The organism is Paenibacillus pasadenensis, from assembly GCF_002864175.1.
Taxonomy (GTDB): domain Bacteria; phylum Bacillota; class Bacilli; order Paenibacillales; family Paenibacillaceae; genus Paenibacillus_O; species Paenibacillus_O pasadenensis.
This window is the reverse complement of record NZ_NFEZ01000004.1, coordinates 3,077,568-3,097,199: the sequence shown is the minus strand read 5'-3', so window position 1 is coordinate 3,097,199 and position 19,632 is coordinate 3,077,568. Positions and strand designations below refer to the sequence as shown.

The window sequence follows — 19,632 nt, the reverse complement described above, 5'->3', positions numbered from 1 at the left end:
GCCGCATCCGGCTTGATTTTCATCCGACAAGGAGGTCGAAGCCTATGAGGACGAACCCGCTCCTGAAGCGGATCTGGCGGCATCGCCTGCTCTATCTGTTCCTGCTGCCGGCGGTCGTCTGGTTTTTCCTGTTCTCCTACGTTCCTTTGTACGGCATCCAGATCGCGTTCCGCGATTTCCGCTTTTCCGGCGGCTTCACCGGCAGCCCCTGGGCCGGCCTGAAGTACTTCCGCCAGTTTTTCGATTATTATCAGTCCAGCCAGCTGATCCGCAACACGATACTCATCAGCGGCTTGAAGCTGACGATCGGCTTCGCGATGCCGATCGTGCTGGCGATCCTGCTCAACGAGATCCGGAACCTCAAGTTCAAGAAAACTTTGCAAACGCTTTCGTACCTCCCGTACTTCGTCTCCTGGGTCGTCGTCGTCACCCTCATGCAGCGTCTGCTCACGCCTTACGGCGGACCGGTGAACGACCTGCTCGTCTCGTCGGGCCTGCTCAAGGACCCGATCCAGTTCCTCAACAATACGAGCTGGTTCTACCAGATCGTCATCGGCTCGGACATCTGGAAGAACATCGGCTGGAACTCCATCATCTACATGGCGGCGATCGCCGGCATCGACCAGCAGCTGTACGAGGCGGCGAAAATCGACGGAGCCGGGCGGTTCCGCCAGATGTGGCATGTGACGCTGCCGGGCGTGCGCAACATCGCCGTCATCCTGTTCATCCTCGCGGCGGGCAGCCTCATGAGCGCCGGCTACGAGCAGCTGCTGCTGCTGAACGGACCGGCGACCGCCGCGATCGGCAGCGTGCTCGACGTGCATGTCATCGGCGCCGGCATCGGCGAGGGGCGGCTCAGCTACGCGGCCGCGGTCGGCCTGTTCCAGAGCGCGATCGCGCTCGTCCTCATCCTCGCGGTCAACCGGATCGCCCGCAAGGTCAGCGACGTATCCCTTTTCTAACCCGAAAGGAGCATCCGCATGGGAAGGCGCAAGCTCTCGCTGTTCAGCGCGGCCAACTACACGCTGCTCGCGCTGTTCGGCTTCACGATGATCTATCCGTTCATCTACATCCTCGTCTACTCGCTGAACGACGGCAAGGACTCGATGCTCGGAGCGCTCTACTTCTACCCTCGGCAGTTCACGCTCGACAACTACGCCCAGATCTTCGACAACGCGAAAATCTGGCAGGCGTACAAGATCACGCTGCTGCGCACGGCGCTCGGCACGGCGCTGCATGTGGCGCTATGCACGCTGACCGCCTACGCGCTGTCCAAAAAGACGCTGCCGGGGCGGACGTTCTTCACCTTCTACATCTTCCTGCCGACGATTTTCAGCGCGGGCTTCATCCCTTACTTCATCACGCTTCAGAAGCTTCAGCTCATCAACAGCTTCTGGGTGTACGTCATTCCGATGCTGTTCAGCTTCTTCCACATCGTCATCATCCGCACGTTCCTGCAGGGCATCCCGGAGGAGCTGGAGGAGTCGGCGCGCATCGACGGCTACGGCGACTTCCAGATCTTCCTCAAGATCGTCCTGCCGCTGTCGGGGCCGGTGCTGGCGACGATCTCGCTGTTCATCGGCGTCGCCCACTGGAACGACTGGTTCACCGGAGCCTATTACGTCTCCGACAAGAGCCTCATTCCCGTGCAGACGCTGCTGCAGCAGATGCTCACCGAGGCCGAGGCGCTCTCGTCCTCGATGCAGCGGGCCGCCCAGCAGGGCGGGCAGACGATCAACACCGGCGCGGCCGGATCGACGCCGGAGTCGCTGCGGATGGCGCTGCTCGTCGTCACCGTGTTTCCGATCCTGTGCATCTATCCTTTTCTGCAGAAGTACTTCGTCAAGGGCGTCATGATGGGTTCGGTCAAAGGCTAGGATGAACGTCCGCAAGCGGCTGCGGGCGGGAGGTCCGCCGCAGCCGCCGGACTTTGTCATATACCACTTACGACGATCGGGAGGGGTTCTCATGAGGAACAAGCGGATCAAGGCCGCCGCGGCGCTGCTGGCGGCGATGGCGATGGGCGGCTCGCTCATCGGATGCAGCGACGGGGGCGGCGGAGGGAACAGCGGCGACGGCGGCGAGGTGACGCTGAAGATTCTGCACAACTGGAACGGCTCCGGCGCGGGCGACGTGGAGGCGGACTTGACGCCGATCGCCAAGGCGATCCAGGCGAAGACCGGCGTCAAGGTGAAGATGGACTACACGAAGGGCAGCGAGGTCGAAAAGGTGAACCAGATCTTCGCGACGCAGGACCTGCCCGACATCTACACCGGACCGGCCTGGGGCGGGGAGCTGGACGGCATCGTCAAGGCGGCGCGCGAGGACCAGCTCGTCGACCTGTCGGGCAAGCTGGACGCGTATCCGAACCTGTCCCGGGCGATCGCCAAGGAAAACGTGCCGCCGGCGCTGTACGAGAAGGCGATCGGAGCCTTCGGCGACCAGAGCTACATGCTGTTCCAAAACCAGCCGCTGACGGACAAGGACGCCATGGATTGGCTGTACGGCTTTTACGTCCGCAAGGACATCGCCGATCAGGTCGGCGTCGATCCGCAGTCGGTCCGGACGAAGGACGATCTGTACGCCTTCCTCAAGAAGATCAAGGACGCGGATCTGAAGGAGAACGGCATGCCGGTGTTCCCGCTCGGCGGCTTCTCCAACGGCTGGGCCGTCGGCATCGGCAACACGATGTTCTACGGCACGGAGTATATGGACCAGGGCGGCGGCACGCTCGAGCATGTGTTCTTCACCAAGCCGTACGAGGACTACACGCTGTATTACCGCAAGCTGCTGGCCGAGGGGCTGCTCGATCCGGAGGCGTTCACGCAGACCGATCCGATCGCCCAGGAAAAGATCAAGCAGGGCCGCATCGCCGTGCTGGCGGCGCATCTGCCGGCGATCATCGACGCCTCCAAGGATTATGTGAAAGCGCATCCAGGAAGCGACTACGTGCCGATCGGGCCGCTGGAGCGGGCCGGCGCCGAGCCAGATCGTCCCGTCGATCTCGGCATCCAGGGCAACAACGTCACCGTCATCACCAAGGCATGCAAAAACGTCGACGCGGCGCTCAAGCTGCTGGAGTTCCTCGCCTCGGAGGAAGGCTTCAAGCTCGTCCGCTACGGCATCGAGGGCACGCATTACGACATGGTGGACGGCAAGCCGGTCGCCAAGGCGGAGTTCTTCGACAAGTTCGCGGCCGACACGACGGGCAAGGCCAAGAAAAACGAGGGCTTCGCGACCGGCTTCGAGGACATGACCGGCCAGGACCGGACGAACACGCTCGGCGGCGACATCTGGGCGGACCAGGAGCGGATCGCCAAGATGGAAAGCGCGCGCAAAATCCTCCGTCCGAACGGCATCTCCGTCATCTCGGCCTACAACGCCGCCGACGTCATGGCCAAGTCGCCGCAGTGGGAGGAGCTCAAGCCGTCGATGGACAAAATCGGCGACGTCTGGAAGGAAGCGGTATTCGCCAAGTCCGACGAAGCGGCGCTGGACATCATCGGCGCGCTGCGCGAGCAGATCAAGAAGACCGGCTATCCGGAGGCGATCCAGTACGTGAACGAGAACCTGAAGGGCAAGGAAGTCGTGCAGCTGCAGATGCCGAACTGATCCGGGCGCTTGCCCGAAAGGAGGCCGCGACATGAAGCGGGAGGAAGCGGGCCGGCAGGAGCGGACGGGATTCCAGGAATCCCGTCCGTACGGGCCCAAGTACGATCTGCGGACGGATTTCGTCATGGTGTACGGCATTTCGGACGATCTGCCCGAGCGGATCGAGGGCTGGAGGAAGGCCGGCTACACGATCCATCTCATGACCGGCGTCTCGTGGGGCGAATACCAGGATTACCTGTACGGCAGGTTCGACGGGCGGGAGCACTGGGACGAGGCGCAGAAGCTGCGCTCCGGCGACCCGATGCTGCACGGCAAGGACGTGCCGTACATGGCGCCGACGATCTCGTTCGCCCGGTATTTGGCGGAGCAGATCCGCCGGGCGATCGACTGCGGCGTCGAGGCGATCCATCTGGAGGAGCCGGAGTTCTGGGCGCAGTCGGGCTACGAGGAGGCGTTCAAGCGGGAGTGGCGGAGCTATTACGGCGAGGACTGGCAGGAGCCGCATCGCTCGCCGGACGCCCAGTACCGGGCCTCGAAGCTGAAGGCGGCGATGTATGCGCGCACGCTCGAGCGCATCTGCGGCGAGATGAAGGAATACGCGCTCGTCGCCTATGATCGGGCGATCCGCTTCTACGTGCCGACGCACAGCCTGATCAACTACGCCCAGTGGCGGATCGTCAGCCCGGAGGCGCTGCTCGTCTCGATGCCGTCATGCGACGGCTATATCGCCCAGATCTGGACCGGCACGGCGCGCACGGCCAACGTCTATCAGGGCGTGCGCCGCGAGCGCACGTTCGAGACGGCCTATTTGGAATATGGCATCATGCAGGAGCTGACGCGCGGCACCGGCCGCGAGATGTGGTTCCTGCACGATCCGATCGAGGACAATCCGCGCTACAGCTGGAGCGACTACCGCCGCAACTACCGGGCGACGGTCGTCGCCTCCCTGCTGCATCCGGACGTGAAGCAGTACGAGGTGTGCCCGTGGCCGTGGCGGGTGTTCGAGCTGGACTATCCGACCGAGGACGGCAGCGGCAAGGAGCCGATCCCCGAAGCCTACAAGACGGAGCTGCTGACCGTCATGAACCTGCTGCGAGACATGCATCGCCACGAGGAGGCTCCCGATCCGTCCGGCGCCGGGGCCGGACCGTCCGGCATCGGCCTCTGCCTGGCCAACTCGTCCATGTACCAGCGGGGCGACGTGCTCGGGGAGGGAGAGGATGGAGGCGAGTTCAACGACGACGGCACGGAGGCGGCGGACGGACTGACGACGCGGCAGCTGGAGCTGCTGGACTTCTCGGCCTTTTACGGACTGGCGCTGCCGCCGGTCAAGAATGGCATCCCGCTGCGCCCGGTCCAGCTCGACAACATCCTGACGTTCCCCGGCTATCTCGAGGGCTACCGCGTCCTGCTGCTCAGCTACGAGTTCATGAAGCCGGAGCATCCCGGCATCCATCAGGCGCTCGCCCAATGGGCGCGGGAGGGCGGCGTGCTGATCTATGCCGGCGACGGCTCGGATCCGTTCCACGGCGTGCGCGAATGGTGGAATCGCGGGGCGGGAAGCCGCGTCTACGAGCGTCCCGAGCAGCATCTGTTCGAGGCGATGGGGCTAGGCCGGGAACCGGAGCCGGGCGAGCATGCCGTCGGGGAGGGCGCGCTGCTGCATCTGCGCTGCCATCCGGCCGAGCTGTCGCGCTCCGCGGCAGGCGCGGAGCGCGTGCTCGGCGCGATCCGGCGCGCGCTGGAGCTGCGCGGCGAGGCGGACGACTACCGCGAGAGCGGCTTGCTGCGCATCCGGCGCGGTCCTTATGTGATCGCGCATGCGCTGGACGAGAGCGAAGCGGCAGGCGGCTCGGCCGTGCTCGAGGGAGCGTTTGTCGATCTGTTCGACGCGGAGCTGACGGTGCGGAATCGGATCGAGCTCGCGCCGGGCGAGGACGCCCTGCTGTACGATCTGGGCGAAGCGGCCGGCGGCTGGGGCGAGGAGGAGCCGGCACAGGCAGGCTCTGCGCACGCCGGCCCGGGAGCGGCGGAGGCGGCGCGGCGCGCCTCCGTGCTTGTCAGCTCCTCCCGCGTCCGGGACGCGGCTCGGGAAGGCGGACGGTTCCGCTACGTGTCGGAGTCGCCGTCCGAGATGACGGTGAGCACGAGGCTGCGCGCTTGTTCCATGCCGAGCCGCATCCGCGCCTGCGCGGCGGATATCCCGCTGGCCGGGCCGGGCGCTGACGCATCCGGCGGCCATGCGGTAGAGGCGGAGTTCCATGCCGCCTCGTCCACGCTGCTGCTGCGCCACGAAGGCCGCCCTGCGGGCGTCCGCGTCGAGCTGGAGTGGCTCTGACAAAAGCGGCGTCCGGCCGGGAGGGCGCTAACGGGCCTGCGGGCTTGCAGGCTTGCGGACTTGCCGCAATCCGGCCGCGTCCTTTTTCAATCCGGTTGCAATCGGCCCGAGCTCTGCTATAATGGCACTATTGACAACCGCATAGCTGGGGAGCTGGCGCACGCCGGCTGAGAGGGGAGAAGCATCCCGACCCGTACACCTGATCTGGATAATGCCAGCGTAGGAACCGTATGCAGCCGACTCGCCGCGGAGCAGCCCTTTCGGGAGCTTCCGTACGCAAGTCTCGATCTGCGATCCATCACGACGTCTTCCTTGGGGAGACGTCTTTTTTTGTTCGGGCGGGATCGGCTGCGCGGATCGGCCGGCGGACGGCGACGAAGGCGATGCGGCATGAGAGAGAAGAAAGCAGGGGAGAGACATGGGGAGCAAGACAAGATGGACAAGCGGCATGCTGACGGCGGCGCTGGCGCTCGCGCTGGCCGCCTGCGGCGGCAGCGCCGAGCAGGAGAACGGCGGAGCGGCGGCGACGGACGCGCCGCTGCAAAAGGTGAAGGTCGTGCTCGACTGGACGCCGAATACGAACCATACCGGCCTTTATGTGGCGCGCGACAAGGGGTACTTCAAGGAGCAAGGGCTCGACGTCGAGATCGTGCAGCCGCCCGAAGGGACGGCCGCCGATACGCTCGTCGCCAAGGGCGAGGCGGAGTTCGGCATCGGCTATCAGGAAAACCTGACGCTCGCGCGCACGCAGGAGCTGCCGCTCGTCTCGGTCGCGGCGGTCATCCAGCACAATACGTCGGGCTTCGCCTCGCCGGCGGACAAGGGCATCAAGGAGCCCAAAGACTTTGAGGGCAAGACGTACGGCGGCTGGGGAGCGCCGGTCGAGCAGGAGGTGCTCGCCTCGCTCATGCAGGAGCAGCAGGCGGATGTCGGCCAGGTCAAGATCGTCAACATGGGCAACGCCGACTTCTTCACCGCCGTCAAGCGCGACATCGACTTCGCCTGGATCTTCTACGGATGGACGGGCGTCGAGGCGGAGCTGCGCGGCGAGCAGCTGAACATGGTCTATCTGACCGACTATAGCGACAAGCTCGACTACTATACTCCGCTGCTGCAGACGAGCGAGAAGCTGATCGCCGAGCGGCCGGAGCTCGTGCGCGCGTTCGTCGCCGGCGCGGCAGCCGGCTACGAGGACGCGATCCGCGATCCGGAAGGGGCGGCGGAAACGCTGATCGCGGCCGTGCCCGATCTGAATCCGGAGCTCGTGCGCGCCAGCCAGAAGTGGCTGAGCCCGAAATACCAGGATGACGCCGCCCGCTGGGGCGAGCAGAAGGCCGAGGTGTGGAACGGGTACGCCGACTGGATGGTCGAGCACGGCCTGATGGACGCCAAGCCGGACCTGGCGAAGGCGTTCACGAACGAGTTCCTGCCCGCAGACGGAAATTGATCCCTGTTTCGAACGAGAGGAGAGCATCGACATGGCCAACGCGCTGGTAAGCATCCAGATTTTGCCGACGACGCCGGGAGGAGAAAGCGTCCTGCCGTACGTCGACCGGGCGATCGACATCATCAAGGAGGCCGGCGTGCCTTATCGCGTCGCTCCGCTGGAGACGACGATGGAGGGCGACCTGCAGCAGCTGCTCGCGGTCGTCGCCCGCATGAGCGAGGCGCTGGCCGAGCTCGGCTGCCCGTCCGTCATCTCCCAGGTGAAAATCTACTACAATCCGGGCAGCGGAGCCTCGATGGACCGCCTGCTCGAAAAGTATCCGGATGGCCGGTAGCGGCCATCGCGGGCCGGATCGGAACGAGGCGGACGGACGCGAAGCCGTCCGGCGCGACGCGGCAGCCGATGGCGCAGCGTCAGGGCGGGCCGGAGCGGCGGCCAATGGCGCTAAGTCGGCGCGTGCGCGGGCCGGCGGCCGAACGCGCTCGCGGCTGAAGGCGGCGTGGCCGCCGCTCGCCGTGCTCGCGGCGCTGCTGCTGCTCTGGGAGGCGGCAGTGCGGCTGTGGGGCGTCGAGGCATGGCTCATGCCTTCGCCGGGCCGCATCCTGGCCGATGCGTGGGAAGCGCGAGAGCGGCTCGCCGGCCATGCCGGCGCGACGCTGAGCCTGACGCTGCTCGGCTTCGCGGGAGGATCGGCGGCGGGCTTCGCGCTCGCCGCCTTGCTGCATCTGCTGCCGCTCGTGCGCGCCGGCGTCTACCCGCTGCTCGTGCTGTCGCAAAACGTGCCGATCATCGCGCTCGGGCCGCTGCTCGTCATCTGGTTCGGCTTCGGGCTGCTGCCGAAGCTGCTGCTCGTCATGCTCGTCTGCTTCTTCCCCGTCTGCGTCGCGATGCTCGGCGGGCTGCGCGGCGCCGATCCGGCGCTGGAGCGCTATCTGCGCATGATCGGGGCCGGCCGCTGGCGGCGCTTCGTCAGCCTCGAGCTGCCGAGCTCCGCTCCGCATCTGTTCTCCGGGCTCAAGCTGGCGGCATCGTACAGCGTGACGAGCGCGGTCGTCGCCGAATGGATCGGCTCGGACCGCGGACTCGGCTATTTCATGCTGCTGTCGTCCAAAGGCTTCAAGACGTCGCTCGTGTTCGCGGGCGTCGCCATCGTCGTCGCGCTCAGCCTGCTGCTCGTCGCCGCCGTCGCGGGGGCGGAGCGGCTCGCGCTGCGCTGGCGCTCGGAGAGAGGGGGAGCGGCATGAACAGGAAGCGATCGAACGGAGCGTCGCCGTCCGCTCCCCTCGTGCTTGAGGTCGACCGGGTCGCGCTGTCCTATCCGCAGGCCGCGGGGCGGACGCAGGTGCTCGGCGGCGTCAGCCTGAGCGTGGGCGCGGGCGAGTTCGTGTCGCTGCTCGGCCCGTCCGGCAGCGGCAAGACGACGCTGCTCGGGCTCGTCGGCGGGCTGGAGCGGCCGGATTCAGGCCGCATCCTCGTCGCCGGCGAGCCTGCCGGCAGCCGCCCGGGCCTCGCGGCCTACATGCCGCAGCAGGCGGCGCTGCTGCCCTGGCGCACCGTGCAGGGCAACATCGAGCTGGCGCTGCGCATCGCCGGGCGCAGTCGGGAGGAGGCGCGGCGGCTGGCGCGCGAGGGGCTGGAGCGGCTCGGCCTGGAGCGTCATGCGCGCAGCTATCCGCAGGTGCTGTCCGGCGGCATGCAGCAGCGCGTCTCGTTCCTGCGCGCGCTGCTGTCGCCGCAGCCGCTCATGCTGCTCGACGAGCCGTTCGGCGCGCTCGACGCGCTGACGCGGCAGGAGATGCAGGAGTGGCTACTGTCGCTCTGGGAGCAGGACCGGCGCTCGGTGCTGCTCGTCACGCATTCGATCGAGGAGGCGCTGCTGCTGTCGGACCGCATCCTCGTGCTCTCGTCCGCACCGGCGACGATCGTGCGGGAGCTGGCCGTGCCGTTCGGGCGGCCGCGCCGGCGGCAGCTGTGGAGCGAGTCCGCGTTCGGCGAGCTCAAGGAGGAGCTGTACCAGGCGCTCCGCCGCGAGCGGGGCGGGTCCGGCGAAGGCCGGGCTTGACGGCTGACGCCGGGAAGCCAGCTGTGAGGGAGTACTAATTAGAAGCGCTCGGCGGAAGCCGGGCGCTTTTTGGAGCGGACGAGAGGAGCGGATTGAATGGAAGGCATCGGCAAGGAAGGACAAGCCCCCGGGCAGGCGAAGCAAGGACAAGCCGGCGGGCAGGCGGAGCGTGGAGCGGCGGCCGCGGCGCTGTACGACACGCATCTGCATCTGGAGCAATACGGCGAGCAGGAACGGGAGTCGATGCTGGAGGAGGCCAGGCGGGAGGGGGTGCGCGGCATCGTCGCCGTCTCGATGGATTTGGCGTCGAGCCGCCGCACCCGGGAGCTGGCGCTGCGCCATCCGGAGCTCGTGCTGCCGGCGTACGGCTGGCATCCGGAGCAGCCGCTGCTGCAGGATGGGGAGCTGGACGAGCTGATCGGCTGGATTCGGGAGCGGCATGCGGACGGCGAACGGTTCGCGATCGGGGAAGTCGGCCTGCCCTATTACACGCGATCCGAGGTGGAAAGCGCCGGGGGCTCGTTCGACGAGCGCGGCTATATCGGGACGCTGGACCGCTTCGCGGCGCTGGCGGCCGAGCTGGATCGGCCGCTCGTCCTGCATGCCGTCTACGAGGACGCCTTCAAGGCGGCGAAGCTGCTGCTCCGACATGGAGTACGCCGGGCGCATTTCCATTGGTACAAGGGAGATGCGGAAACGACGGGCGTTCTGGCGCAGGCCGGCTGGAGCGTGTCGGTGACGCCCGACGTGCTGTACGAGCCGGAAATCCGCGAGCTGGCGGCGAGCTATCCGCTCGGACAGCTGATGACCGAGACGGACGGCCCTTGGCCGTTCGAAGGTCCGTTCGCGGGGCAGCCGACGCATCCGCTCCTGGTGCGAGAGGCGGCGCGCGAGATCGCCCGCCTGCGCGGGCTCGGCGAGCGGGAGACGGCCGAGGCTCTGGCGGGCAATGCCCGCAGGCTGTACGGCCTGCGCTGAACAGCGGCGGGACTTCATCAAACGGGACTGCATTCAATAGGAGGCCATCTTCAGCTCCCGCGCTGAAGATGCGGCAGAACGGCCGAATGAGGAGTAAAAACGGACTTGAACCTAGGCGCAGGAGGGCCATGGGTTCAAGTCCGTTCTTTTGCAGAAAGCACAGCGGCCTGGAAATGGTTCTCTCCCGTCATCCCCGGCCTGTACTCTCCGCCTCTACTCCCCGCCGCCGCGGCTCAAGCCGCGCAGGTACGCTTGCAGCATGAAGCGGAAGCTGGCGTCCCGATCCTGCGGCATCCCGAAGGCGCCGATCCGCTCCAGCGAGACGAAGCCGTGCAGCAGGCTGCGGATGCCGCGCACGGCGTGGATCAACTCGTCCTCCGCCAATCCGTAGCCGGACAAGATGCGGACGATGAGCTGGACGAGCCGTTCGGCGGCGTCCTGCAGGTCGCCATCGTCCGGCTCGGGAGCCCGCTGGATCGCCTCGTACTGGCCCGGATAGGCACGCGCGAACGCAAGATAGGCGAGTGAAATGGCGGATGCGGCGTCTTCGTCCGCTCTCGATGCGGCCTCTTCCAGCGTTGCCGTCAGCCGCTCGACCGCGCGGATGGCGAGCAGGCGGCGCAGCTCCGGCAGCCCGGGGACATGATTGTACAGCGAAGGCGAGCGGACGCCGAGCTTGAGCGCGAGCGCGTTCAGCGCCAGCGCCTCGAAGCCGCGCTCGTCGGCCAGCTCCGCGGCAGCGGCGAGCAGCGTATCCCGGTCAAGCCCGATGCGCGGCATCGCCGAAGCCTCCTTCGAGCGCAGCGGCGGCGGCGCGGATCGCTTTTTCGAGCGCTGCCTCCGGCCGCTCCAGCATGCGGCCGTGCCCGGCGGCCAGCAGCGACGGACTGAGCTTCGCCAGCCTGCGCGCGGATGCGAGCGCGGTCGCGGCATTCCAGGTCGCCATCGCGGGGAATGGGAAGCGCCACTGCACCTGGCCGCTGACGGCGAACCCGCCTCGCACCTGAAAAGCGTCGCCGCAGACGAGCGCTCTGCTGCGCATATCGAAAAAGGCCATCGAGCCCGGCGTATGGCCCGGAGCCGCAACGGCGAGCAGCGATCCGATCCGGTCGCCGTCTTGCAGCAGGACATCGGGTCGCGTGCGCAGCTTGCTCGGCACGTCGCCGCGGATCGGGGAAGGGGGCTCGTTCGGATCGAGCGAGCGGTCGCCGTCCAGCAGGCGCGCGTCCCGCGCCGACAAGTGCACCGGAACGTCCGGCAGCGCGGCCTTGAGCGCGTCGAGCGCTCCGACATGGTCGCCGTGGGCATGCGTCAGGACGATGCGCGCGATCGGCTGGCCAATCGCGCGGGCGGCGTCCAAAATGGCTTTGGCGCTGTAGGGCAAGGCGGCGTCGATCAACGTCAGGCCGTCCTCCTCCTCGACCAGATAGGCGTTGACAGGAAACAAGCGCGGCAGGAAAGCGAGCTGCACGATGCCGTTCGAGCGGGTCATTTTCATGGGAAAACCTCCGTTTCGGGGTTTGCTAATCCGATTAGCTTCACTTTAACTAATTATATTAGTTTTTGCAAGCCCGTTTTTTGACCGCGCCTCCGCCGATCCTGTACGATAGATGGAGAACATGCGATCAAAGGAGAGCTGCAGCTGGTGCACATCATGCTTGGAATCGTTTTTCTGCTTCTTTACGGAGGGCTGGTCTGGTATGTCGGCTGGAGCGGCTGGCGCTGGCTGAGGCCGGCCGCGGCCGCCTGGTTCCGCGTCCTTTACATCGCCGGCCTGTCGTTTCTGGCGCTGTCGTTTTTTCTCGGGCGCTTTTTCCCCGAACAAGCTCTGATCAGCCGCATCGGCTCGTACTGGCTCGCGCTGTTCGCGCTGCTGCTCATGGTGCTGCCGGTCGCGCAGCTGCTACTGCTTCTGCTGAGGCTTACGCGGATTCCCCGCCATCGGGCGGAAAAATGGGGCGGAGCGCTCACGCTGGCCGTGCTGCTCGGCCTGCTCGCCTTCGGCTCGTACCAAGCGTACAGCCCGGTCGTCCGCACTTATGAGGTGCGCGTCGACAAGCCGGCGGGAGGGCTCAAGGAGCTGAACGTCGTCATGGCGGCGGACATGCATTTTGGCTTGCTTTCCGGTCCGGCCCACGCCGAGCGTCTCGTGCGGGAAATCGAGAAGCTGCAGCCGGATCTCGTGCTGTTCCCGGGAGACATCATCGACGACGATCTCGAGCTGTATGAGAGCAGCGGCATCGGCGAGATCCTCGCCAGGATCCAAGCTCCGTACGGCGTCTATGCGACGCTCGGCAACCATGACAAGTTCGACGGCCCGACGGAGCGCATCATCGAATCGCTCGAAGGGAGCGGCATGCAGGTGCTGTACGACGAGGTCGTGACGATCGAGGACAAGCTGACGCTGATCGGCCGCAAGGACCGCACCGAGCAGGACCGGGCGCCGCTCGCGCAGCTGGCCGCGCAGGCCGATCCGTCGAAGCCGCTCTTCCTGCTGGATCACCAGCCGTACGAGCTGGACATCGCCGCGCGCAGCGGCATCGACCTGATGGTGTCGGGCCATACGCATCGCGGCCAGATCGCTCCGGGCCATCTGATCACGGGCGCGATCTACGAGAACGACTGGGGCGTGCTGCGCAAGGAGCAGATGACGTCCGTCGTCACCTCGGGCTTCGGCTTCTGGGGGCCGCCGATCCGCCTGGGCAGCCGCTCCGAGATCGTGCAACTGCGGATCGTCTTTTCTTGACCGCCGCTAGCAGAGAAGCTCTGCCGGCGAATGCTTGATTTCCAGAAGGGGGAACTGAACCATGGAACGCGACAGCTCGAATCGATCCGGCGCGACGGCCGGAGAAGCGAAGGACTATGCCAAGTATTTTGACTTTTCGACCGCCAAGATCATCCGTGAAGAAGACGGAAAGACAGCCTACCGGATCAACGGGCGCACGATCCAGGTCAGCAGCGCCCCTTCGCATCGCGACGAGAAGAAGCGCGGCAAGCAGGAGGTCGAGGTGCACCGCGCCTTCGGCATCCTGGAAGACATGGCCGGCTTCGGCCGCGGCAAGAGCTATCATATCCGCACCTACGGCTGCCAGATGAACGAGCACGACACCGAGGTCATGCGCGGCATGTTCGAGGCGATGGGCTACGAGCAGGCGGACGAGTATGCGCAGGCGGACGTCATCCTGCTCAACACCTGCGCGATCCGCGAGAACGCCGAGGACAAAGTGTTCGGCGAGCTCGGCCACTTGAAGAAGCTCAAGACCGAGCGGCCCGGGCTGCTGCTCGGCGTCTGCGGCTGCATGTCGCAGGAGGAGACGGTCGTCAGCCGCATCCTGCAGAAGCATGCGTTCGTCGACCTCGTCTTCGGCACGCACAACATCCACCGGCTGCCCGAGCTGCTGCGGGATGCGGCGCATAGCCGCGAGCTCGTCGTGGAGGTCTGGTCCAAGGAAGGCGACATCATCGAGAACCTGCCCAAGAAGCGGGAAGGGCTGCGCGCTTGGGTGAACATCATGTACGGCTGCGACAAGTTCTGCACGTACTGCATCGTCCCCTATACCCGGGGCAAGGAGCGCAGCCGCCGGCCCGAGGACGTGCTGGCCGAGGTGCGCGAGCTGGCTCGCCAGGGCTTTCAGGAGATTACGCTGCTCGGGCAGAACGTCAACGCCTACGGCAAGGATTTCGAGGACCGGACGTACCGCTTCGGCGACCTCATGCACGACATCTCGCGGATCGCGGTGCCGCGCGTCCGCTTCACGACCTCGCATCCGCGCGACTTCGACGACCGGCTCATACAGGTGCTCGCCCAAGGCGGCAATCTGGCGGAGCATATCCATTTGCCGGTGCAGTCAGGCAGCACCGAGGTGCTGAAGCGGATGAGCCGCAAGTATACGCGCGAGTCCTACTTGGAGCTCGTGCGCAAGATCAAGGCGGCCATCCCGGGCGCTTCGCTGACGAGCGACATCATCGTCGGCTTCCCCGGCGAGACGGACGAGCAGTTCGAGGAGACGATGTCGCTCGTGCGCGAGGTCCGCTTCGATTCCGCTTATACGTTCATCTACTCTCCGCGCGCCGGCACGCCGGCGGCGGGGATGGAGGACAACGTGCCGGAAGCGGTCAAAAAAGAACGTCTCCGCCGGCTCAACGACCTGCTGGCCGTCCTCGGGCGCGAGGCGAACGAGGCGATGGTCGGGCAGACGGTCGAGGTGCTCGTCGAGGGCGAGAGCAAGACCCGCCCGGACGTCCTCTCCGGCCGCACGCGCACGAACAAGCTGGTCCATCTGGACGGTCCGCGCTCGCTGGTCGGCCGGCTCGTCCAGGTCAAGGTGACCGAGGCGCATAGCTGGCATGTCCGCGGCGAGCTGGTCGGCGACGCGGCGGAAGCGGTCTGATCCGCGTCCTGGCGGGCTTGCCGAGTTGGCGGCGGGGAAAAGTTGGGGCGAAGTCCTCATCCGTGCGATTTCGATCCGCGGAAGAGGGCTTTTTTGCTCGTTGCAGCCGGCCGATGGGAGGGAGACGGCCGGCTTCGGCCGAGCGGCCGGGATTATGAGGATCCGGGGCAGGAATGTGCCTTGGATGGGGCTGATCGGCCGGGATTTTGCGGATCCAAGGTAGAAATGTGCCTTGGATGGGGCCGAGCGGCCGGAATTTTAGGATCCAGGGCAGAAATGTGCCTTGGATTCGGATGGGCGGCCGGAATTTGAGGATCCAGGGCAGAAATGTGCCTTGGATGGGGCCGGGCGGCCGGAATTTGAGGATCCAGGGCAGAAATGTGCCTTGGATGGGGCCGGGCGGCCGGAATTTGGGGATCCAAGGCAGAAATGTGCCTTGGATTGGGCCGGGCGGCCGGAAATTTGAGGAACCAAGGCAGAAATGTGCCTTGGATTGGGCTGGGCGGCCCCGGGATTGGCGGAACCAAGGCAGAAATGTGCCTTGGATTGGGCCGAGCGGCCGGAATTTGGGGATCCAAGGCAGAAATGTGCCTTGGATTCGGATGGGCGGCCGGAATTTGAGGATCCAGGGCAGAAATGTGCCTTGGATGGGGCCGAGCGGCATTCGGCTCGGAGTGCGATAAGCGAGCAGGCGAGCCGGACGCCGCCGCATCGCCGCAAGCTAACGTCGACGGAGGCAGCGGCCGATATCGTTAGGATGCATGCCATTCCACGATTTCACGATGTCGAGAAGGAGCTTGGACCGAAATGAACCGATTACCCAGTAAGGCGCAAAGCGCCGCCAGTAAGGCGCATAGCGCCGCTAAAATGATCGCCGCCGCGGTCGCCGCGAGCATGCTGCCCGCCCTCGTCCTGGGCGCGGCGCCTGCCGCCGCCGCCGAAAAAACATTCGCTTACGCTGAGGAAGGCTCCAGCTATGTGCCGCTGCGCGCGGTCAAGCAGCTGCCCGGCCTGAGCGTCGCTTGGGACGCGGCGTCAAAGACGGCCTCGATCGCGGAGCAGGAGAGGAGCGCGACCGTCACGATCGGCTCGAAGACGGCCCGCTCCGGCGGTGAGAGCTTCGCGCTGGCGCGTGCGCCTTTCCTCGACGGAGGAACGGCCTATGTGCCGGTGCGGCTGCTGATCGAGCGGTTCGGCGTGAGCGTGAAGCAGGAGCCGTCCTCCGGCTCGATCGTGCTCGGCAAAGGGGAAGCGCAGCTTCGCGTGCCCGTCGCTCCGCGCGGCTCGGTCAGTCTGGCCCGCAAGCCGGTTAAGGTCGAGAGCCGGACGATCCGGGCAGCCGGCCGCAGCTTCTCCGTCCAGCTGGCGACCGTGTCGCTGCTCGACCCGCGGGTCGATCTGGAGGTGGCGGCGGCCAAGGACAAAATCGGCAGCACCGAGGAGCTCGCCTCCATCGCGCGGCGCGGCGGAGCGCTGCTCGCCGTGAACGGCACGTTTTTCGACGCCTACACCGACGGCGCCGTCAAAAACCCGTACGGCTATCTGTTCAACGGCGGCAGCATGCTGTACAAGAGCAGCGGCGACAAAAAGACGGTGTTCACCTACGACGCCAACCATCTGGCCGAGCTGCTGCCGGGCCTCGACTTCGCGGAGCGGATCGGCGAGGACATTGACGGCGCGCTCCAGGCCGGTCCGCGTCTGCTCGTGAACGGCGAGACGAAGCTCGATCCGAAGACGGAAGGCTTCCGCGATCCGAAAATCCTGACGGGCGGCGGGGCGCGCAGCGCGCTCGGCCTGACGAAGGAACACGAGCTGCTGCTGCTCACCGTCGGCGGCGCGACGATTCCGCAGCTCGCCTCGATCATGAAGGCGGCGGGCGCTTGGCAGGCGATGAACCTCGACGGCGGCGCATCGAGCGGCCTTTATTACAACGGCAGCTACCTCACCCGCCCGGGACGCCTGCTCAGCAACGCGCTGCTCGTACGAGTCCGTTAGGCGGCCTCGCCTGGCTCGATCCCACACTCGCTGCACGCGCAGGTCCGCTAGGCGGCCTCGCCTTGCGGAATTCTTGTATTTTCTGCACGCGCAGGTCCGCTAGGCGGCCTCGCCTGGCTCGATCCCGCACTCGCTGCACGCGCAGGTCCGCTAGGCGGCCTCGCCTTGCGGAATTCTTGTATTTTCTGCACGCGCAGGTCCGCTAGGCGGCCTAGCCATGCCAGACCGCTCCTCCGCCTACTGAGCGCTGCTCGTGCGGGTCTGCCGCTAGGCGGCCTCGCCATGCCCCACTGCTCCGCCTCCTGAGCGCGGCTGGACTTGCAAGCCAGGGATTTCTGCCCGGCATCACGCCGGACGGGAATCCCTTTTTTCGATCTGGATATTCTAATCGAACAACCGCCTCCGCCATCGAATGGAGCTCAGCCTGTTACGAAAGTTCTTTTGGTGGGTAACAAACATCGGAGTTGACACATCAAGGGAGGTCACTATGAGAACGATTCGCGCGCTTGGGCTGGCATGGCTGCTCCTGATCCTGACGGTGACGGGCGCGGCCGGATGGACCGGAACCGCTTCGGCGTCGGAGCCGGCCGCCGGCAAGGTGTATCAGATCGGAACGGACGTCACATTCGCGCCGTTCGAGTTCCAGGATGCGAGCGGCAAGTTCGTCGGCATCGACATGGATCTGATGGAGGCGATCGCCCGCGATCAAGGCTTCCGCTACGAGATCAAGCCGCTCGGCTTCAATGCCGCCGTGCAGGCGCTGGAGTCCGGCCAGGTGGACGGCGTCATCGCCGGCATGAGCATCACGGACGAGCGCAAGCTCAAGTTCGATTTTTCGGAGCCGTACTTCGACTCCGGCGTCATCATGGCGGTGCGCGAGAACGACAGCCAGACGCGGACGTACGAGGATCTGCGGGGCAAGAAGGTCGCCGTCAAGACCGGAACCGAGGGCTACCGCTACGCGGAGTCGATCGCCGGCGAGTATGGCTTCACGATCGTGCCGTTCGACGACTCGGCGCAGATGTACGACGATGTCAAAGGCGGCAATTCGGTCGCGTGCTTCGACGATTTTCCGGTCATCGCCTACGGCATCCAGCAGGGCAACGGGCTGCAGCTGACTGACGAGGAGAAGGTGGCCGGAGCTTCCTACGGCTTCGCCGTGCGCAAGGGGCAGAACGCCGAGCTGCTGCGCATGTTCAACGACGGCCTCGCCAACCTGAAAAACAGCGGCGAGCATGCCCGCATTCAGGAAGCCTATCTGGGCGAGGGCGCGCAGCAGGCGAGCGGAGGCGGCTGGAACCTGATCACCGAGTCGCTGCCGTACTTACTTGAAGGGCTGGGCAAAACGCTCCTGTATACGATCGTCTCGCTGTTTTTCGCCTTCCTGCTCGGCTTGCTGTTCGCCTTCATGAAGGTCGGCGGCAGCCGCTTCCTGCGAGGCGTGGCGACGGTGTACGTCGACGTGTTCCGCGGCATCCCGCTCATCGTGCTGGCCTTCTTCATCTACTTCGGCATCCCGCAGGCGTTCGGCTTCACGATGCCGCTGTTCCTGGCGGCGATCCTGACGCTCAGCCTCAACGCCGGCGCGTACGTGACCGAGATCATCCGCGGCGGCATCCAGTCGATCGACCGCGGCCAGATGGAGGCGGCGCGCTCGCTCGGCCTGCCTTACGGCAAGGCGATGCGCAAGATCATCCTGCCGCAGGCGATCCGCGTCATGGTGCCGTCTTTCATCAACCAGATGGTCATCACGCTCAAGGATACGTCGATCCTGTCGGTCATCGGCCTCGTCGAGCTGACCCAGTCCGGCAAGATCATCATCGCCCGCACGTTCGAGTCGTTCACGATCTGGACGACGGTCATGGTGCTCTACCTGATCGTCATCATCGCGCTGACGAAGCTGGCGGAGCGCATGGAAAGGAAGGTGCGCCATGGGTAAGATCCGCGTCGAGGGGCTGAAGAAGAGCTTCGGCTCGAACGAGGTGCTGAAAGGAATCGACCTGCAAGTGCAGCCCGGCGAGGTCGTCTGCGTCATCGGACCGTCCGGCTCCGGCAAAAGCACGCTGCTGCGCTGCATGAACCGGCTGGAGGACATCACCGCCGGCAGCGTCGTCGTCGACGACGTCGACATCAACGCCAAGGATACGGACATCAACAAGGTGCGCGAAAACATCGGCATGGTGTTCCAGCATTTCAACCTGTTCCCACACTTCAACGTCCTTCGCAACATCGCCTTCGCTCCGACGGAGCTCGGCAAGCTGGACGAGGCGGCGGCCCGGCAGACCGCGCTGCGGCTGCTCGAGCGGGTCGGGCTCTCCGACAAGGCGGACGCTTACCCGGCGCAGCTGTCCGGCGGCCAGAAGCAGCGCGTGGCGATCGCCCGGGCGCTGGCGATGAACCCCGACATCATGCTGTTCGACGAGCCGACGTCGGCGCTCGATCCGGAGATGGTCGGCGAGGTGCTCGGCGTCATGAAGAGCCTGGCGAGCGAGGGCATGACGATGATGGTCGTGACGCATGAGATGGGCTTCGCCCGCGAGGTCGCCGACCGGGTCATCTTCATGGACGGCGGCTACATCGTCGAGGAAGGCCCGCCGGAGGAGCTGTTCGGACGGCCGCGCCAGGAGCGGACGATCAGCTTCCTTGAAAAGGTGCTGTAAAACGAGGCTTCAGCGGCAAAAAGCCCGCTTCATCCGACTAGTCGGACGGAGCGGGCTTTTTGCATTTGGACCGGCGGAAGCAGATCGCTCGAGCTGCGCCGGAGCGTCGCGGCCGGCGCCGGATGCGGCTCGATCCGGGCCGCGGCGCC

Annotated in this window: 16 protein-coding genes and 1 riboswitch; of the genes, 14 read left to right on the top strand and 2 right to left on the bottom strand. The window is 65.9% G+C overall.

Annotated features, from left to right (window positions below; genetic code table 11):
• Positions 1-44: 44 nt before the first annotated feature.
• From B8V81_RS23025 to B8V81_RS22985, 9 genes are all read left to right on the top strand, one after another.
• Positions 45-962, top strand: coding sequence for an ABC transporter permease (locus tag B8V81_RS23025; RefSeq protein ID WP_028596857.1), 918 nt, complete (start codon positions 45-47; stop codon positions 960-962).
• A gap of 18 nt (positions 963-980) precedes the next feature.
• On the top strand, positions 981-1,877 hold the full coding sequence (locus tag B8V81_RS23020) for a carbohydrate ABC transporter permease (protein WP_028596856.1): 897 nt from the start codon (positions 981-983) through the stop codon (positions 1,875-1,877).
• A 91-nt stretch (positions 1,878-1,968) separates the two neighbouring features.
• A complete protein-coding gene (locus B8V81_RS23015; protein ID WP_101809262.1) occupies positions 1,969-3,612 on the top strand; it encodes an extracellular solute-binding protein in 1,644 nt (547 codons plus the stop codon).
• A gap of 31 nt (positions 3,613-3,643) precedes the next feature.
• Positions 3,644-5,950 (top strand): hypothetical protein, encoded by a 2,307-nt coding sequence (locus B8V81_RS23010; protein ID WP_101809261.1) that lies wholly within the window; start codon positions 3,644-3,646, stop codon positions 5,948-5,950.
• A 136-nt stretch (positions 5,951-6,086) separates the two neighbouring features.
• Positions 6,087-6,194, top strand: a riboswitch (TPP riboswitch).
• A 174-nt stretch (positions 6,195-6,368) separates the two neighbouring features.
• Positions 6,369-7,397 carry an ABC transporter substrate-binding protein gene (locus B8V81_RS23005; protein WP_028596853.1) on the top strand — a complete coding sequence of 343 codons (1,029 nt, stop codon included), beginning with the start codon at positions 6,369-6,371 and terminating at the stop codon, positions 7,395-7,397.
• A 31-nt stretch (positions 7,398-7,428) separates the two neighbouring features.
• A complete protein-coding gene (locus B8V81_RS23000) occupies positions 7,429-7,731 on the top strand; it encodes a thiamine-binding protein (RefSeq protein WP_028596852.1) in 303 nt (100 codons plus the stop codon).
• Positions 7,721-8,641 carry an ABC transporter permease gene (locus tag B8V81_RS22995; protein ID WP_101809260.1) on the top strand — a complete coding sequence of 307 codons (921 nt, stop codon included), beginning with the start codon at positions 7,721-7,723 and terminating at the stop codon, positions 8,639-8,641. Before B8V81_RS23000 ends, B8V81_RS22995 begins: the two co-directional genes overlap by 11 nt.
• Positions 8,638-9,459 carry an ABC transporter ATP-binding protein gene (locus B8V81_RS22990; protein ID WP_052332826.1) on the top strand — a complete coding sequence of 274 codons (822 nt, stop codon included), beginning with the start codon at positions 8,638-8,640 and terminating at the stop codon, positions 9,457-9,459. The genes B8V81_RS22995 and B8V81_RS22990 overlap by 4 nt, the downstream gene beginning before the upstream one ends.
• Positions 9,460-9,555: 96 nt before the next feature.
• Positions 9,556-10,437 carry a TatD family hydrolase gene (locus tag B8V81_RS22985; RefSeq protein ID WP_084136422.1) on the top strand — a complete coding sequence of 294 codons (882 nt, stop codon included), beginning with the start codon at positions 9,556-9,558 and terminating at the stop codon, positions 10,435-10,437.
• A 213-nt stretch (positions 10,438-10,650) separates the two neighbouring features.
• Here B8V81_RS22985 and B8V81_RS22980 read toward each other — a convergent pair whose 3' ends face one another.
• Positions 10,651-11,217 (bottom strand): TetR-like C-terminal domain-containing protein, encoded by a 567-nt coding sequence (locus B8V81_RS22980; protein WP_101809259.1) that lies wholly within the window; start codon positions 11,215-11,217, stop codon positions 10,651-10,653.
• A complete protein-coding gene (locus B8V81_RS22975; RefSeq protein WP_101809258.1) occupies positions 11,198-11,935 on the bottom strand; it encodes an MBL fold metallo-hydrolase in 738 nt (245 codons plus the stop codon). The genes B8V81_RS22980 and B8V81_RS22975 overlap by 20 nt, the downstream gene beginning before the upstream one ends.
• Before the next feature lie 147 nt (positions 11,936-12,082).
• Between B8V81_RS22975 and B8V81_RS22970 the strand changes: the two genes are divergently transcribed.
• The 5 genes from B8V81_RS22970 (at position 12,083) to B8V81_RS22940 (ending at position 19,483) form a co-directional block, all read left to right on the top strand.
• Positions 12,083-13,183 (top strand): metallophosphoesterase, encoded by a 1,101-nt coding sequence (locus B8V81_RS22970; RefSeq protein ID WP_101809257.1) that lies wholly within the window; start codon positions 12,083-12,085, stop codon positions 13,181-13,183.
• A 61-nt stretch (positions 13,184-13,244) separates the two neighbouring features.
• Positions 13,245-14,828 carry a tRNA (N6-isopentenyl adenosine(37)-C2)-methylthiotransferase MiaB gene (gene miaB, locus B8V81_RS22965; protein WP_101809256.1) on the top strand — a complete coding sequence of 528 codons (1,584 nt, stop codon included), beginning with the start codon at positions 13,245-13,247 and terminating at the stop codon, positions 14,826-14,828.
• Between the two features lie 807 nt (positions 14,829-15,635).
• A complete protein-coding gene (locus tag B8V81_RS22950; RefSeq protein ID WP_244912805.1) occupies positions 15,636-16,823 on the top strand; it encodes a phosphodiester glycosidase family protein in 1,188 nt (395 codons plus the stop codon).
• A gap of 487 nt (positions 16,824-17,310) precedes the next feature.
• Entirely contained in the window at positions 17,311-18,762 is a 1,452-nt protein-coding gene (locus B8V81_RS22945; protein WP_028596843.1) for an amino acid ABC transporter substrate-binding protein/permease, read from the top strand.
• Complete coding sequence (locus B8V81_RS22940) at positions 18,755-19,483, top strand: amino acid ABC transporter ATP-binding protein (RefSeq protein ID WP_028596842.1); 729 nt, start codon at positions 18,755-18,757, stop codon at positions 19,481-19,483. Before B8V81_RS22945 ends, B8V81_RS22940 begins: the two co-directional genes overlap by 8 nt.
• The last annotated feature ends 149 nt before the right edge of the window (positions 19,484-19,632 follow it).